This is a genomic window from Eggerthella sp. BIOML-A1 (genome assembly GCF_009875595.1).
Classification (GTDB): Bacteria; Actinomycetota; Coriobacteriia; order Coriobacteriales; family Eggerthellaceae; genus Eggerthella; species Eggerthella lenta.
Genome location: NZ_WWRZ01000001.1, coordinates 332131 through 345098, shown reverse-complemented (window position 1 = coordinate 345098; position 12968 = coordinate 332131). Strand labels below are relative to the sequence as shown.

Annotated in this window: 14 protein-coding genes; 8 read left to right on the top strand and 6 right to left on the bottom strand. The window is 55.9% G+C overall.

The annotated features are described in order from the left end of the window. Positions 1–17: 17 nt before the first annotated feature. The 5 genes from GT590_RS01470 to GT590_RS01450 form a co-directional block, all read right to left on the bottom strand. A complete protein-coding gene (locus GT590_RS01470; RefSeq protein WP_009305589.1) occupies positions 18–593 on the bottom strand; it encodes a hypothetical protein in 576 nt (191 codons plus the stop codon). Next, complete coding sequence (locus tag GT590_RS01465; RefSeq protein WP_009305588.1) at positions 590–1852, bottom strand: DNA replication/repair protein RecF; 1263 nt, start codon at positions 1850–1852, stop codon at positions 590–592. Before GT590_RS01465 ends, GT590_RS01470 begins: the two co-directional genes overlap by 4 nt. Positions 1853–1870: 18 nt before the next feature. Further along, positions 1871–2971, bottom strand: a complete 1101-nt coding sequence (gene dnaN / locus GT590_RS01460; protein WP_009305587.1) for a DNA polymerase III subunit beta — start codon at positions 2969–2971, stop codon at positions 1871–1873. 362 nt (positions 2972–3333) lie between these two features. Beyond that, a complete protein-coding gene (gene dnaA / locus GT590_RS01455; RefSeq protein ID WP_009305586.1) occupies positions 3334–4896 on the bottom strand; it encodes a chromosomal replication initiator protein DnaA in 1563 nt (520 codons plus the stop codon). A gap of 123 nt (positions 4897–5019) precedes the next feature. Then, complete coding sequence (locus tag GT590_RS01450; RefSeq protein WP_009305585.1) at positions 5020–6168, bottom strand: ATP-binding protein; 1149 nt, start codon at positions 6166–6168, stop codon at positions 5020–5022. A gap of 754 nt (positions 6169–6922) precedes the next feature. Here GT590_RS01450 and rpmH point away from each other — a divergent pair. From rpmH to rsmG, 6 genes are all read left to right on the top strand, one after another. Continuing rightward, the gene (rpmH, locus tag GT590_RS01445; RefSeq protein ID WP_013981168.1) at positions 6923–7057 is read left to right on the top strand and encodes a 50S ribosomal protein L34; all 135 of its coding nucleotides are present in this window, start codon (positions 6923–6925) and stop codon (positions 7055–7057) included. Between the two features lie 13 nt (positions 7058–7070). Beyond that, positions 7071–7397, top strand: a complete 327-nt coding sequence (gene rnpA / locus GT590_RS01440; protein WP_009305583.1) for a ribonuclease P protein component — start codon at positions 7071–7073, stop codon at positions 7395–7397. Between the two features lie 11 nt (positions 7398–7408). After that, a complete protein-coding gene (gene yidD, locus GT590_RS01435) occupies positions 7409–7642 on the top strand; it encodes a membrane protein insertion efficiency factor YidD (protein WP_009305581.1) in 234 nt (77 codons plus the stop codon). Positions 7643–7688: 46 nt separating this feature from the next. Then, positions 7689–8474, top strand: a complete 786-nt coding sequence (locus tag GT590_RS01430) for a YidC/Oxa1 family membrane protein insertase (protein WP_009305580.1) — start codon at positions 7689–7691, stop codon at positions 8472–8474. 37 nt (positions 8475–8511) lie between these two features. Next, the gene (locus GT590_RS01425; RefSeq protein ID WP_009305578.1) at positions 8512–9033 is read left to right on the top strand and encodes a R3H domain-containing nucleic acid-binding protein; all 522 of its coding nucleotides are present in this window, start codon (positions 8512–8514) and stop codon (positions 9031–9033) included. 430 nt (positions 9034–9463) lie between these two features. Beyond that, positions 9464–10105: a 16S rRNA (guanine(527)-N(7))-methyltransferase RsmG gene (gene rsmG / locus GT590_RS01420; RefSeq protein ID WP_009305576.1), complete on the top strand. Its 642-nt coding sequence runs from the start codon at positions 9464–9466 to the stop codon at positions 10103–10105. A gap of 177 nt (positions 10106–10282) precedes the next feature. Here the strand turns inward: rsmG and GT590_RS01415 are convergent, their stop codons facing one another. After that, entirely contained in the window at positions 10283–10684 is a 402-nt protein-coding gene (locus tag GT590_RS01415; RefSeq protein WP_009608929.1) for an endonuclease domain-containing protein, read from the bottom strand. A gap of 254 nt (positions 10685–10938) precedes the next feature. On the opposite strand from GT590_RS01415, the gene GT590_RS01410 reads away from it, so the two are divergent. Both GT590_RS01410 and GT590_RS01405 read left to right on the top strand, forming a co-directional pair. Further along, positions 10939–11910 carry a ParA family protein gene (locus tag GT590_RS01410; protein WP_009608924.1) on the top strand — a complete coding sequence of 324 codons (972 nt, stop codon included), beginning with the start codon at positions 10939–10941 and terminating at the stop codon, positions 11908–11910. Beyond that, positions 11903–12952, top strand: a complete 1050-nt coding sequence (locus tag GT590_RS01405) for a ParB/RepB/Spo0J family partition protein (protein WP_021410621.1) — start codon at positions 11903–11905, stop codon at positions 12950–12952. Before GT590_RS01410 ends, GT590_RS01405 begins: the two co-directional genes overlap by 8 nt. Positions 12953–12968: the final 16 nt, after the last annotated feature.

Here is a 12968-nt window from a genome sequence, read left to right as displayed (position 1 = left end):
TTTTTCGCATCGAACCGCTAAATGCGATTTTTATCGGCACGTATCGCCCTCTCGAGCGCCCTGCGGACCGTGGGACTTTCCACCGCCCCCACGCTGGCTTCGAGAGCAGCTTCCTCTTCGGGCGACAAAGGCGTGCGCGGGGTTTCCTCGCGACTCGCGCGCGCAGCGCGCTCGACGGCACCGTCCTCTTCCGCGCGGCGGAAGGGATGGTGAGCCTTCATTTCGAAGCGCGAAGGCAGGATCTTGAACGTCTCCACGTGCTCGCCTTGTTCTTTCAACTTCATCTTGAGGAACTCTTGGCGCGCATCGAGATCCGAGCGGATGAGGCTGTCGTCGGCGTACACCACCAGCTGCGCGCCCGTGCCCGTATGCGACGCCTTCGTCGTCGCGCCCTTCACCACCTCGTCGGCGGCCATGATGTACACGGCGTTCACGTGGTCGAGCACCATCTGCGCGGCATCCTTGTACACGGCCTCCACCGCGTTGCGCCACGCCACGTTCACGGCGGCGGCGCGCTGCGCCTTGCGCGACGCGTCGTCGCCGGCGGCCAGCGCGGCCATCAGCTCGTTGATGCTCTCGCCCAGCTTCCTCATGAGTCCCCCTCGATTCGCGCCGAAGGTTGTTCGGCCGGATCGGACGGCTGCCCGTCGCGCTCTTCGGCCTCCCCGCGCGCCGGTTGCGCGTCGATCGGCGAATGTTTCACGTGAAACATTCGATCCTCGTCAGGCATTTCGCCGGTTTTGCGCGGTTTCTCCAGCTCTACGATGCGAGCGCCGCCCAGCAGGTCGTCGTCGAAGTAGGCGAGGTTCGTCGTGGTGATGAACGTCTGGATGTCGCCCGAGATGAACGCCACCAGCGCGCGGCGGCGCGCGGCGTCCAGCTCGCTCATCACGTCGTCCAGCAGCAGCACCGGCTTTTGGCGCAAAATGTCCTGGATCAGCGTGGCCTCGGCCAGCTTGAACGCCAGCACCACCGAACGCTGCTGCCCCTGGCTGCCGAACAGGGCGGCGTTCTTGCCGTCGATGAAGAACTCGATGCGGTCGGCATGCGGGCCCACGAGCGCCCGCTTTCGCACGCGCTCCTCGCCGCCGCGGCGCGCAAGCGCATCCGCCAGCGCCTCGCGCGCCTCGTCGCGCCCGAACGTGCGCGTGGCGAACGAAAGGGGATCGTGCTCTTCCCACGAAGGGACGAAGCCCGCGTCCAGCCGCTCATGCCCGTCGGTGATCTCAGCGTAGTACGACGCCATCGAAGCCGCCAGCTTCTCGAACAGCGCGGCGCGGTAGCACGAAAGCTGCGCGCCGCACGTGACCAGCGTCTCGTTCATCGCCCCCACCAGCGCAGCCGGCGCCTCGTCCTTCAGCAGGCGGTTCTTGTGGCGCAGCACCTTCTCGTAATCGCGCCGGATGAGGTAGTGGTTGGCCGACAGCTGCGAGCCCAGCGCGTCCAGCGCGGCGCGGCGCACCGACATGGCCCCTTTCGCCAGCTCCAGGTCGTCGGGCGTGAACGTCACGGACGGTACGAGGCCCTTCAGGTCGGCTGTGCGCTTGGGCTTCCCGTTCAGCAGGTGCTTCTTCTTGCCCTCGGCCATCTGTACCGCCAGCTCAAGCTGACGGCTGCCGTCGGTGACGTCGGCCGTCAAGCGCGCGAAGGGAGCCCCGGCGCGCACCAATTGGTCGACGGGCGCATGTCGAAACGACGATTGCGCCGTCAGCAGGCCTATTCCCTCGACGACGTTCGTCTTCCCCGCGGCGTTCGGTCCCACGAGCACCGTGAGCGGACCGATGCCGTCGAGATCGAACGCCTCGTAGCTGCGGAAGTTCAGAAACGAGATATGGGCGATGGCCAGATCCACGATATGCCGCGCGCGTCCTTACGCGATGCGCACGGGCATGACGAGGTACAGGAAGTTCTCGCCCTCGTCCGCCTTGAAGATGCCGGGCTTCATGGATGACTGCACTTCGAGGAACACGTTGTCAGTGTTCACGGAGGACAGCCCGTCCAGCACGTAGGCGTAGTTGAACGCAATCTCCACGTCCTCGCCTTCGCCCTCGCACGACAGCGTCTCCTGGGCCGAACCCACGTCCTGCGCCACGGCGGACAGCTGCACGGTCTGCGACGCCATATTGATGTCGAAGCGCACCGGCGAGCTGGTCTGTCCCAGCAGCGACGTGCGCTTCACGCCGGCCACGAGGTGCCCCACGTCCATGCTCACGCGCGTGGCGTAGGAATCGGGCAGCAGCTGGCGGTAGTTCGGGAAGTTGCCTTCCAGGCGGCGGTTGATGAATACGGTGTCGTGGTACGTGACGACGATCTGGTTCTCAGCCAGCGCCAGCTTGAGGTCGTCCTCCGAGCGCGGCAGCGAAGATATCTCCTGCAAGAACGATCCCGCGATGACCGCCTGGAACTCCTCGGCGCTGGATTCGGGAAGCTCGGCTTCGGTGATGGCGAGGCGATACGAGTCGGTGGCCACCATCTTGAGCGTGGTGTCCTCCAGCGTGATCAGCACGCCCGTGAGGATGGCGCGGCTCTCGTCCTTCGACACCACGCGCGCCACGCGCTTCACCATGGAAGCGAACTGCGTGAAGGGAATGGACACTTCCTGCTGCACGTCCACGTGAGGGAATCCGGGGAAGTCCTCCGCGTCGAGCGTCTTGATGGAGAACGACGCCGTGTCGCACGTGATGACCGCCGAGTCGTCCTCGGCTGCCACGTGCACGGCTGCGTCGGGCAGGTTCTTCACGATCTCGGAGAACAGCTTGCCGGGAACCACGGCCTTGCCCGTCTCCTCGATGAGCGCCGAAACCGAGTACTGGATGGACAGCTCGAGGTCGGTCGCTTGAAGCGTAAGGGTGTCGTCGTGCGCGTCGAGGTAGATGCCCGACAGAATGGGAAGCGTCGATCGGGTTGCGATGCCCTTGAGCACCACGGACAACGCGTTCTGCAATTCCGATTGGTTGATGCTGAATTTCAAGACGTTCCCTTTCTCTAGAAGCAGCGAGCGCTGCCGTCATTATAGAGGTTCGAATGTTTCACGTGAAACATTGCGCATGATCGGCATGACGTATGAATGCGGGTTTTCGGGTTTTGCTCTTTGCTCTTGATCTTCTCTAATATATCTAAGGTTTTAATAGTTGTAATAATAAGGGCGGTGGAAATGTGGAAAACCTACGTTATCGCATGTCAACCCTTGGAATTCTTCCTGAATCGATCGTGCAGACCGAGCACCCTCCCTCAACATCAATTATCGCTTTTATTATCTTTCCATAGGGTTGCACCGCTTTTCGGCAACTTGTCAGTCATGTTTCAGTCATCTTTCCGCCGAACGCGCGTACGCTACATCTCGTTGATGAGCCCGCGCAGCGCTTCCAGCTCCTCGCGCAGCTCGCGGTTCTCCTTCATCTTCTCCTCGACGTTGGTCACCGAGTACATTACGGTGGAGTGGTCGCGGTTGAACTTCTTGCCGATGTCGTTGAACGGCAGGTCGAGCATCTGGCGGCACAGGTATATGGCTATCTGGCGCGCGTAGATGATGTTGCGCGTGCGCTTCTTGCCCACGAGGTCGGCGTGGCTCACCTTGTAGAAGTTCTCCACTTCCTTTTGAATGTCGGCGATGGTGAGGCGCTTCGAAGGGCCGCCGGTGAAGTGGTTCTCCAGCAGCGTGCGCACGTCGTCCAGCTTGAGGTCGGGCTGGTTGAAGAACGTCATCTGGTAGATCACCTTCGTGACGGCGCTCTTCAGCTCGCGGATGTTCGAGCTGGAGCTTTCCGCGATGTACATCTGGATGTCGTCGGGGATGTTGAAGTCGTGCGACCCTTCCGACTCGCGGTACTCGTCCACGAAGCTTTTCACGATGCCCAGCTTCGTCTCGATCTCGGGGGGCTGGATGTCGAACGTGCCGCCCGAGTTGAAGCGGCTGCGGTAGCGCTCGTCGATGTCGATGTTCTTCGGCGCGCGGTCGGCCGACAGCACCACTTGGCGGCCCTGGCTGGTCAGCTTGTTGAATATCTGGAACACGATGTCGAGCGTCTGCTTCTTGCCCTGCAGGTACTGGACGTCGTCGATGAGCAGCACGTCGGCTTCCTCGTAGCGCGTCTTGAAGTTCTTGTAGCTGGATTTCTGCTTGTCGTGCGCCGCGCTGGCCTCCATGTAGTCGCTCAACAGCTCGGCCGAGTCCACGTAGATGGTGGAAAGCTGCGGCATCGTCTCGTTGATGTAGTTCTGGATGGCGCGCATGAGGTGCGTTTTCCCCAGACCCGACTTGCCGTAGATGAACAGCGGGTTGAGGTGCGCCTTGCCCGGCATCTCGGCCACGGCCACGGCCATGGAGTACGCCATGCGGTTCGAATCGCCGATGACGAAGTTCTCGAACGTAAGCGTGGACGCGGGGCTGTCGGGGCCGTCGAGCGCTATTTCTCGTTTCGCGCCGACGCCGGCGACCTCTTCCCCTACCGCCCCTCTATGCGCTTCGGGACGGCCTGCGTCGATTTGCGGCGAACTTGCGGCATTCGCGGCAGGAGCCGGCGCGGGCTGCGGAGAGCTGACGGGCGCAGGCGTTTCTGCCGCCGTCGCCATGGTTGCCGCCGGGGCTGCCTGCGCGGCGGGAGGAGCAGGCGCCGGAGCGGGAGGTTCGGCGGCTGTGATGTCCACTTCGATGATCACGGTGAACGGCATGTGGTACAGGTCGTTCAGCGCGCGTTTGATGAACTCGACATAATGACGCTCGATCCATGTCTTTATAAAGTCGTTGTCCGCGGTGATCATGAGGAACCCGTCGCTCATAGCCTGCGGATGCAGGCGTGAGAAGAACGCGTTGATCTGCGACGGATCGATATTGTTGTAGCTTTTCACCTGGCCGCATACTTCGGACCAGACCTGCTCGAGTTTTTCGCTGTTCATAGCTTGCTTCCTTGATGGGGGCATCGCGAATGTTTCACGTGAAACATCTCTCTCGTGCGTCAAGCGGGCGCCACCCGCCGCCGCTTCGATTGTATTAACAGATCGAAGCCGGGTAAAGGCCGATTATAGGGAATTTGCCACGTGGTATCCCAGATCGGTCAGAATGCGCTTCTGTCCGACCGTTTTCTCGATAAGCCCGGCTTCCTCTAATTTCGACAGCGCCACGTACGTGCTTGATTGCGGCACGCCGGTCAAACGCGACAGGTCCGTTACTCCCAGGGCTCCTTCGCTCAGGAAGATGGGCAGGAAGTCGCGCTCGCGTTGCGACAACGGGGGGATAAGCGGCGCCATCGCATGCTGGGCTTGCATGTCCATGCCCTGAGCGCGATGAGCCGGGGCACCGTGCTGGGGATAGTAGGGCGCGCCTGCCGCGTAGGGATTCTGCGCATAGCGCGGGGGCGCGTACTGCGGTTCGGGCTCGTAACCGTAAGGCGGTCGTGCGGGCGCGGCTTCCTGCGGATACGGTGGGTTTGCGTATCCGTATTGCGCCGGGTAGGCGGGTTGCTGCATCGGCTGCTGGGGAGGAATCTGCTGCTGCAGCTGCTGCGGCGCCTCGTGCATCGGGTAAGCGGGTTCCATGGCCGATGGTTGCGCGGATGCAGGGTGAAGCGCGCTCGATTGGTCGACGGGCGGCATATCGGTCGCCTCGCCCGCACGTAGGCTGATGGTCACTACGGCGCCTGTTCCCAGGTTGTCCTCAATGGTGATGGTGCCGTGCGAGAAATCGAGGTACTCTTTCACGATGGGCAAGCCCGACCCCACGCCGCGAATATAGTGTTTCATCGGCTCCACGGCGGATGTGAACCCGGGGATCTGCGCTTGATCCTTATAAGGTATGCCCGGGCCCTGGTCGGCGAAACGGATGGTATTGCCCTCGTCCAGGATGGACACGGTAGCCTCGGCGAAACGCGCGTGGATGAAGTTTTCCGATACTTCGCGGATGACGGTGTACGGAATGGTCCCTCCGGCGTTTTTAGCCTGTTCATAAATTTTCGATGCAAGGCTTTCAATGAATTCAGCCGTCGGCGCCGGGTGTATCTCCGTCACGCGCGGGGCGCTGCGAAGATCGTCGTACAGCGCGATGCGCGCTACGGCGTGTACATGCGTGTAGTCGAAAGGCTCCACGTTTTCATCAGCGGTTTCATCCTGATGATCTGCTTTTTCAATCTGGTTGTCCAATGGTGTTCCGTTTTCAGATTCGATATTCAGCATTTTTCAGCAACATTCAAAGGCATTGTAGCGTTTTTTCGATTCTGAATCTATCCACCTGGGGAATTCATAGCATTCAAAACTATGTATTCATCTATTTCTAAATCCTGCATTGCTTTCCACATGGGCTTTTCAACGTTTTCCACTTTCTATTCAGAAAATGTGGAAAACGTTGAAGAACATATTCTGGAAAACGTACGAACGTTGGTGAAAAACGTGCAAAAATGTTGATAGCCTCCAAGCGGATTGGCGCTTCCTGGGCCGAAACGCGTCCTCCGGCAGGACGTGACCGTTTGAATTCGTTTACGTGAAGATTGGGTAACATATTGCCCGGTCGCATGGGTGAATCACCCGGCAAGCAATATATAACACCAGGTCAAAGCTTTGTTAATAACTACGATCACCTTTTATGCCTGATGAGAGGCTTGTAAAAGAATGAGAAAATATCCCTTGACAAACCGATGACGTTAGAGATTTCCACAACGGCTCTCGAATGAATCGAGAGTTTTCAACATTTTCCACAATCGAGCTGCGCGAAAAAGAGGAAAACGGTTGAAAAAATAGCCACCCGGGCATGGTCAAGGGCATTCAGAACAAACTTTCGAGGTTTTCCACGGCGAAGAGACCTTCCCTGGGGTTCGTTCTATTCGAAGCGACCTGGAAAAAATCATGAACCCTTCTTGTGAGTTTTCCTTGACTCCCCGGTAACGTGAGCTATACTTTCGAGGTTGCTCTAAAACCATGAAAGGGAATCAATATGAAGCGCACGTATCAACCTAACACTCGTAAGCGGGCTAAGTGCCACGGTTTCCGTGCTCGTATGTCGACGAAGGGCGGCCGCAAGGTGCTGGCTGCTCGTCGCGCCAAGGGGCGCAAGCGTCTCTGCGTGTAAAGAGAGCTTTAGGTTGGAGACCATTAAATCCCGCGGGGATATCTCCGATCTGTTCTCATGCGGTAAGCGTCTGCATACGCCGTACCTTACGTTCATAGTGTTACCCACGAAGCAGCACGGCCAGCAAGGTCGTGTTGCTTTTATTGCGGGTAAAAAGTCAGGGAATGCGGTATGGCGCAACAGCGCTAAACGACGCATGCGAGCCATATGTCACGAACTGGGTGGTCCGTGGGCGGGCTACGATGTGATATTTCTCGCGAAGTCGGGTATCATGAGGAGTTCTTATAGTAAAGTGCATACAGCATGTGCCGAGACGTTGAAGCGGGCTGAATTACGTTAGGGACGAGAGGAATGAAGGCATTTCTGAAACAGGTGCCGTGCAAAGTGGCGGTGTTTCTCATCACCTTCTACCGGGCTGCCATTTCCCCTCTGTTCCCTTCTTGCTGCCGCTTCACGCCGACGTGCTCCGAATACGGGCTCATAGCCTTCCAGCGCTACGGGTTCTGCCGGGGTTTCAAGCTCACGGTGAAGCGTGTGCTACGTTGTCGTCCGGGGGGTTCGCACGGCTACGATCCTGTTCCTTGAGGTCGTCGCGCGGGCTTCTTTGGTATAGAGGAAGGAACAACTGAACATGTGGGACGTATTTAAGGACTGGATATTCGACATTATCCATTTCTTCTATGACTTCTGCGGCGACTGGGGCCTGGCCATCATCATCGTGACGGTCATCTTCCGTATTCTGATCTCGCCTTTGATGCACAAGCAGACGAAATCGTCGTTTCAGATGCAGAAGGTGCAGCCGCTCATGCAGGAGCTGCAGCGCAAGTACGCTGACGATCAGCCTCGCTTGCAGGAAGAGATGCAGAAGCTCTACGCCGAGGTGAAGTTCAACCCGCTGGCGGGCTGTCTGCCCATGCTGCTGCAGATGCCTATCTTCATGGCGTTGTTTCAAGTGCTCAGCGAGATGGGTTCGCGCACATCGGGCACCACCTACGAGTTCTACAACCTGGTTCCCAGCTTGGTTATGAGGCCTTCTGAGGCTCTGGCCGTTGGTTTTGGAACGTTTGTTCCCTATTTGATCCTTATGGTGATCTTCGCGGGCGCCACGTTTTTGCCCATGGTTCTCATGCAGATGGGAAACAAGGACAACCCGCAGCGCAAGCAGACCATGATCATGGCCGCTGTGATGAGCGTGTTCATGCTCTGGATCAGCTGGAGCTCGCCCGCCGGCGTGCTTCTGTTCTGGGGCGCGTCCTCCCTCATGGGCATCGCGCAGCAGCAGATCTCCATGCGCATCATGAAGAAGCGCGACGCCGAGGCCGCTGAAACCATCGAGGTGAAGCCTATCGAGGTGGACGTGACCCGCAAGCAGAAGAAGCCCCGTCCGACCAAGAAGGATACGACGAAGCGCAAGTAACCGCGATTGTTTCACGTGAAACATTGAGGAGTCTGTCATGGCTGAAGAATTGGTTGATGAGAAGCCTCTTGATGAGGAACCCGCTGAACTGACCGACGAGGATCTAGATCGCATTGCCGATACGGCGATTGGAGCGCTCCAAGATATTCTCAAGTACTTCGAGGTGGGCGAAGTGACCATCGACGAGTACGAAGGCGACGAAGGTGAGCTGATCCTCGACATCACGGGCGACGATCTGGCGGTGCTGATTGGCCGTCACGGCAAGACGCTCGACGCTCTGCAGTTCCTCGTGTCGGCGATTACCGTGCGCACCATCGGGTTCCGCTACCCGGTCATCGTGGACGTCGAAGGTTACAAGAGCCGTCAGCGCGAGAAGCTGGAATCGATTGCCCGTTCTTCCGCGAACCGCGCAGCTAGCCAGAACCGCAGCATCAAGCTTCGTCCGATGACGCCGTACGAGCGTCGTATCGTGCACATCTGCCTTCGCGACGACGACCGTGTGGAGACGGCATCTGAAGGCGAAGGCAGCGCCCGTCATGTGGTGATTCTTCCTCGCTAAACTTGTAAGTCTCAGTTTAGCCGCAAGCCCGCATCGAAAGGTGCGGGTTTTTTGTTTCTAATGTTTCACGTGAAACATTAGAAGTTCCTTTCAATCGAGACTTTCGATGATGGCTCCCCCGTCTCCCTTCGTGTTTCGAAAGCGAATCGCCTTAAACCTGATTCTCCTTTGTCCTTACGCTAAATGTTTCACGTGAAACATTAGAAAAGGGTCAAGAGCTCGGTTTATTGTCGTGAGTGTTTCACGTGAAACAATAGACAATGGTCTAACCTCAGTCTGTTTCGCGTCATGAATGTTTCACGTGAAACACTCTTACCTGAGGTGCGTTTCGCTCAAATGCTTCACGTGAAACATTTGAAACGTCGTGATTTGAATGTTTCACGTGAAACATTCCTCTATACTGAGGGCATTCGATTATAGAGGAGTGAACATGCGCGAGGATCTTTTGAAACGCCATCTGGAGTTGGTTATCGAAGCCAATAAGACCACCAACATCACGCGTATTTCGACATGGGATGAAGGGATGCTTCTCCACGTGCAGGATTCTTTAGTTGGTCTGCCTGAATTGAGAGAAGCACCGGAAGGTCGAATGGTCGATATTGGATCAGGGGCAGGTTATCCGGGTATTCCCCTAGCTATAGAGAGCGGTCGTTCTACGCTTCTAGCTGATTCCGTCGGTAAGAAAACCACGATCCTCGCTTCGATGGTGCAAACGTTAGGTCTTGATAACGTTGATGTGTATACCGGCCGAATCGAAGACCTTGCTCGTGAAGAACCTGCCTCGTTCGCTGCGGTGACCGCTCGGGCGCTTGCTCAGCTGTCGATACTCATGGAATTCGCCAGCCCGTTGCTGCAGGAAGGTGGGCGGTTGATTTGCTATAAAGCCAATGTATCCGATGAAGAGATGGAGCATGCCCTATCGTTGCAAAACCGCTTGGCGATGAAGCTTGTATCCGATCGTATCGTTGAGCTTGGCAAGAATCACCGCCGCATCATTTGCTTCGAAAAAACGGGTACCCCGCATGTAAAGCTTCCGCGCAAAACAGGCTTCGCGCAAAAACGCCCGCTCTAATGCAGAATGTTTCACGTGAAACATTCTGCATTAGAATCTAGCGCTAACCTTACGCGGATTCCATTCAGTTCTAACACGCAGCCTACGCGCATTTAGCTCGGATCCAGAGTAAACGCCAAACGCCGCGTTCTCGCATTGACAACGCAGATAGTGAATTGAATTCGGATCCAGCGGAGTCTAATGTTTGTCCTTCATTTTTTGGAATAGGCTTCCGTGAACGTCGTTACGACGCTTGAGGACTTCAGCGTGGATCGCTTCGCACACGCCTTCGAGGTTTTCCATTACTTCGTTATTAGTGAATCTGAGCTCTTTGATCTCGAGTATTTCGAGAAAGGTTGTTCTAACGCGGTCGTATTCCTTCTGGCTTTCGGTATAATGGCTATCACCGTCCAGTTCAATGCTGAGACGCGCCTTTCTGCAATAGAAATCAACAATGTATGATCCGATCACTTTTTGAGCTACGAACGGTGTAGGATATTCTCGTAAGAACGAGAACCAAAGCCTTCGCTCTGGATAGGTCATTTGATTACGCATGTTTTCTGCCCGCTGGGCGAGCAATTGGCGCCGCGTGGTATTCATCAGCAACCTCCTTTTTCCTATCTAGTATTGTACAGATGTGGTCTTACGTGCATATGGCAGGTTTCTAGCGTGCGGTCTATGCGGATCTCACGCCGTTTACCTCATTTTCCAACGCGGTTTCTATATTTGTTTCACGTGAAACACTTTTGGTTCTAGCAGGCTCCCGATGTTTCACGTGAAACATTTTGGGCGAGTGTTTCACGTGAAACACTAAACAAGGTATACTGTGTTCGCGGTCAAGAAAGGGGGTCCCTGTGGGACTATTCGATGGTCTCAAACGAGACAAAAAAGCAGCAGAGACTGTCAAGCAACATAAAAAAGAAGAGATCGTAGAGGACGAGTTGATCATCGACCATATTGAAGTGGTTGAACGAGAGACTGTGAAGCCTTTGGCAGAGCAAGAAGTTCCTCCTACTCCTATCAAGACGATCAAAGATAAAGCGCCTGTCAAACATGTGGTCGGTCAGACAAAGGTGATGGCCATCATCAATCAGAAGGGCGGCGTTGGAAAATCCACGACTGCGATCAACCTTTCCGCCGCATTGGGAGAGTTGGGCAAGCAAGTTTTGTTGGTCGATCTTGATCCGCAGGGCAACTCCTCGAGTGGTTTAGGTATCGAGAAGAGCCAAGTGCACAATTGCGTGTACGACGTTTTATTGAACGACGTTGCAATAGAGGATGTCATCATCCCGGATGTGGGCGAAGGGCTCGATCTCGTACCAGCCACGATAAATCTTGCAGGGGCAGAAGTAGAGCTTGTATCCGAGATGGCCCGTGAGAATCGCTTAAAAGACGCCGTAGGAAGCCTTCGAGGCAAGTACGACTATGTATTTATCGATTGCCCTCCTTCTCTCGGCTTATTGACGGTCAACGCGCTTGTTGCTGCGGACAAGCTGTTGATACCAATTCAATGCGAGTTTTACGCACTGGAAGGTGTGACAAAACTCCTTGATTCAATGAAACGTGTCAAAACTCGTCTGAATCCTACCCTTGATATCTTCGGTGTTCTTCTTACTATGTACGATGGTCGTACTACTCTTTCTCGACAAGTCGTTGAAGAGGTGCGCAGCTATTTCGGTAAAACGGTTTTTACGACGCTTATTCCCCGTACGGTTAAATTGTCTGAAGCACCGAGCTTCGGCCAGCCTATCACCCAATACGATCCATCGGGCAAGGGAGCGCAATCGTATGTAAACCTCGCAAAGGAAGTGGTACAACGTGGCTAAAGCGAACAAAAGCGGATTAGGTCGTGGCTTGAACTCGCTTCTTGGTGGAGCGTTTGAGGAAGCAGCCCCTCTCGAATCTACGCCTAAACGGGTGTTGGTGGAGCAACAACGCGAAGAGACTGTCGTGCCGATCCCTATGCATACCGAACCCGTGGTTGAACGTCAGAATGTTTCACGTGAAACAATCACGCCAATGAAAGAGGAATCGATCGTCGATGGTGAAAGCCAGGTAACCATCAAAAGCGTTGTTCAGCGCCGAACCGACGAGGTTCCGATAGAGTCCGTCAGCCCGAACCCCGATCAGCCGCGCACGAACTTCAAAAGAGAGGCGCTTGAGGAGCTTGCAGCATCAATCGAGAAGGATGGTCTGCTGCAGCCGATTCTCGTTCGTCCCGTTGGAACCAATGAATATCAGATCATCGCGGGCGAACGTCGTTGGCAGGCATGTAAAATCGTAGGATTGAAAACCGTGCCGGTACGCATTAAGGATGCGGACGACGATCAAGCGCTCGAGCTTGCTCTTGTGGAGAATATTCAGCGTTCCGACCTTAACCCTATAGAAGAGGCATACGGTTATCGCCGCATGATGGAGCGTCGTAACCTCACGCAGTCCGAAGTAGCACAGGCTATGTCAAAAGGCCGTTCTACTGTGGCTAATGCGTTGCGTTTGCTCGAGCTTCCCGAAGAGGCGCAGCAATTATTGTTCGAGGAGAAGATATCGGCGGGTCATGCACGCGCAATCCTGTCCATTCCCACGAAAGAAGGGCGTCAGAAGCTGACGGACAAGCTTGTTGCGGAAAAACTTACGGTTCGAGAAGCAGAGGCTATAGCGCGTCTGTTCTCGGGTAAGCGCAATGACGCCCCGACGAAGAAGGAGCCGTTGCCTAAGACGTTTAAAACGGTGGCGAAAGCTTTGAAAGATGTGTTGCACACACCCGTAAAGGTGAAGTCTTCTAACGGAAAGAACAAGATTGAGATTGAATTCCAAGATGAGGAAGATCTCGAGAGGTTGTTCGAGGAGCTCATAGCTGCAGCGTCCTAAAGGTCGAAAGGTTCCC

Bases quoted from the DNA above. Each gene is read 5' to 3' on its own strand.
- rsmG (WP_009305576.1), top strand. From the start codon at position 9,464: ATGCGCGAGGATCTTTTGAAACGCCATCTGGAGTTGGTTATCGAAGCC.
- GT590_RS01450 (WP_009305585.1), bottom strand. From the start codon at position 6,168: ATGCTGAATATCGAATCTGAAAACGGAACACCATTGGACAACCAGATT.
- yidD (WP_009305581.1), top strand. From the start codon at position 7,409: ATGAAGGCATTTCTGAAACAGGTGCCGTGCAAAGTGGCGGTGTTTCTC.
- dnaA (WP_009305586.1), bottom strand. From the start codon at position 4,896: ATGAACAGCGAAAAACTCGAGCAGGTCTGGTCCGAAGTATGCGGCCAG.
- GT590_RS01425 (WP_009305578.1), top strand. From the start codon at position 8,512: ATGGCTGAAGAATTGGTTGATGAGAAGCCTCTTGATGAGGAACCCGCT.
- GT590_RS01415 (WP_009608929.1), bottom strand. From the start codon at position 10,684: ATGAATACCACGCGGCGCCAATTGCTCGCCCAGCGGGCAGAAAACATG.
- GT590_RS01470 (WP_009305589.1), bottom strand. From the start codon at position 593: ATGAGGAAGCTGGGCGAGAGCATCAACGAGCTGATGGCCGCGCTGGCC.
- rpmH (WP_013981168.1), top strand. From the start codon at position 6,923: ATGAAGCGCACGTATCAACCTAACACTCGTAAGCGGGCTAAGTGCCAC.
- GT590_RS01430 (WP_009305580.1), top strand. From the start codon at position 7,689: ATGTGGGACGTATTTAAGGACTGGATATTCGACATTATCCATTTCTTC.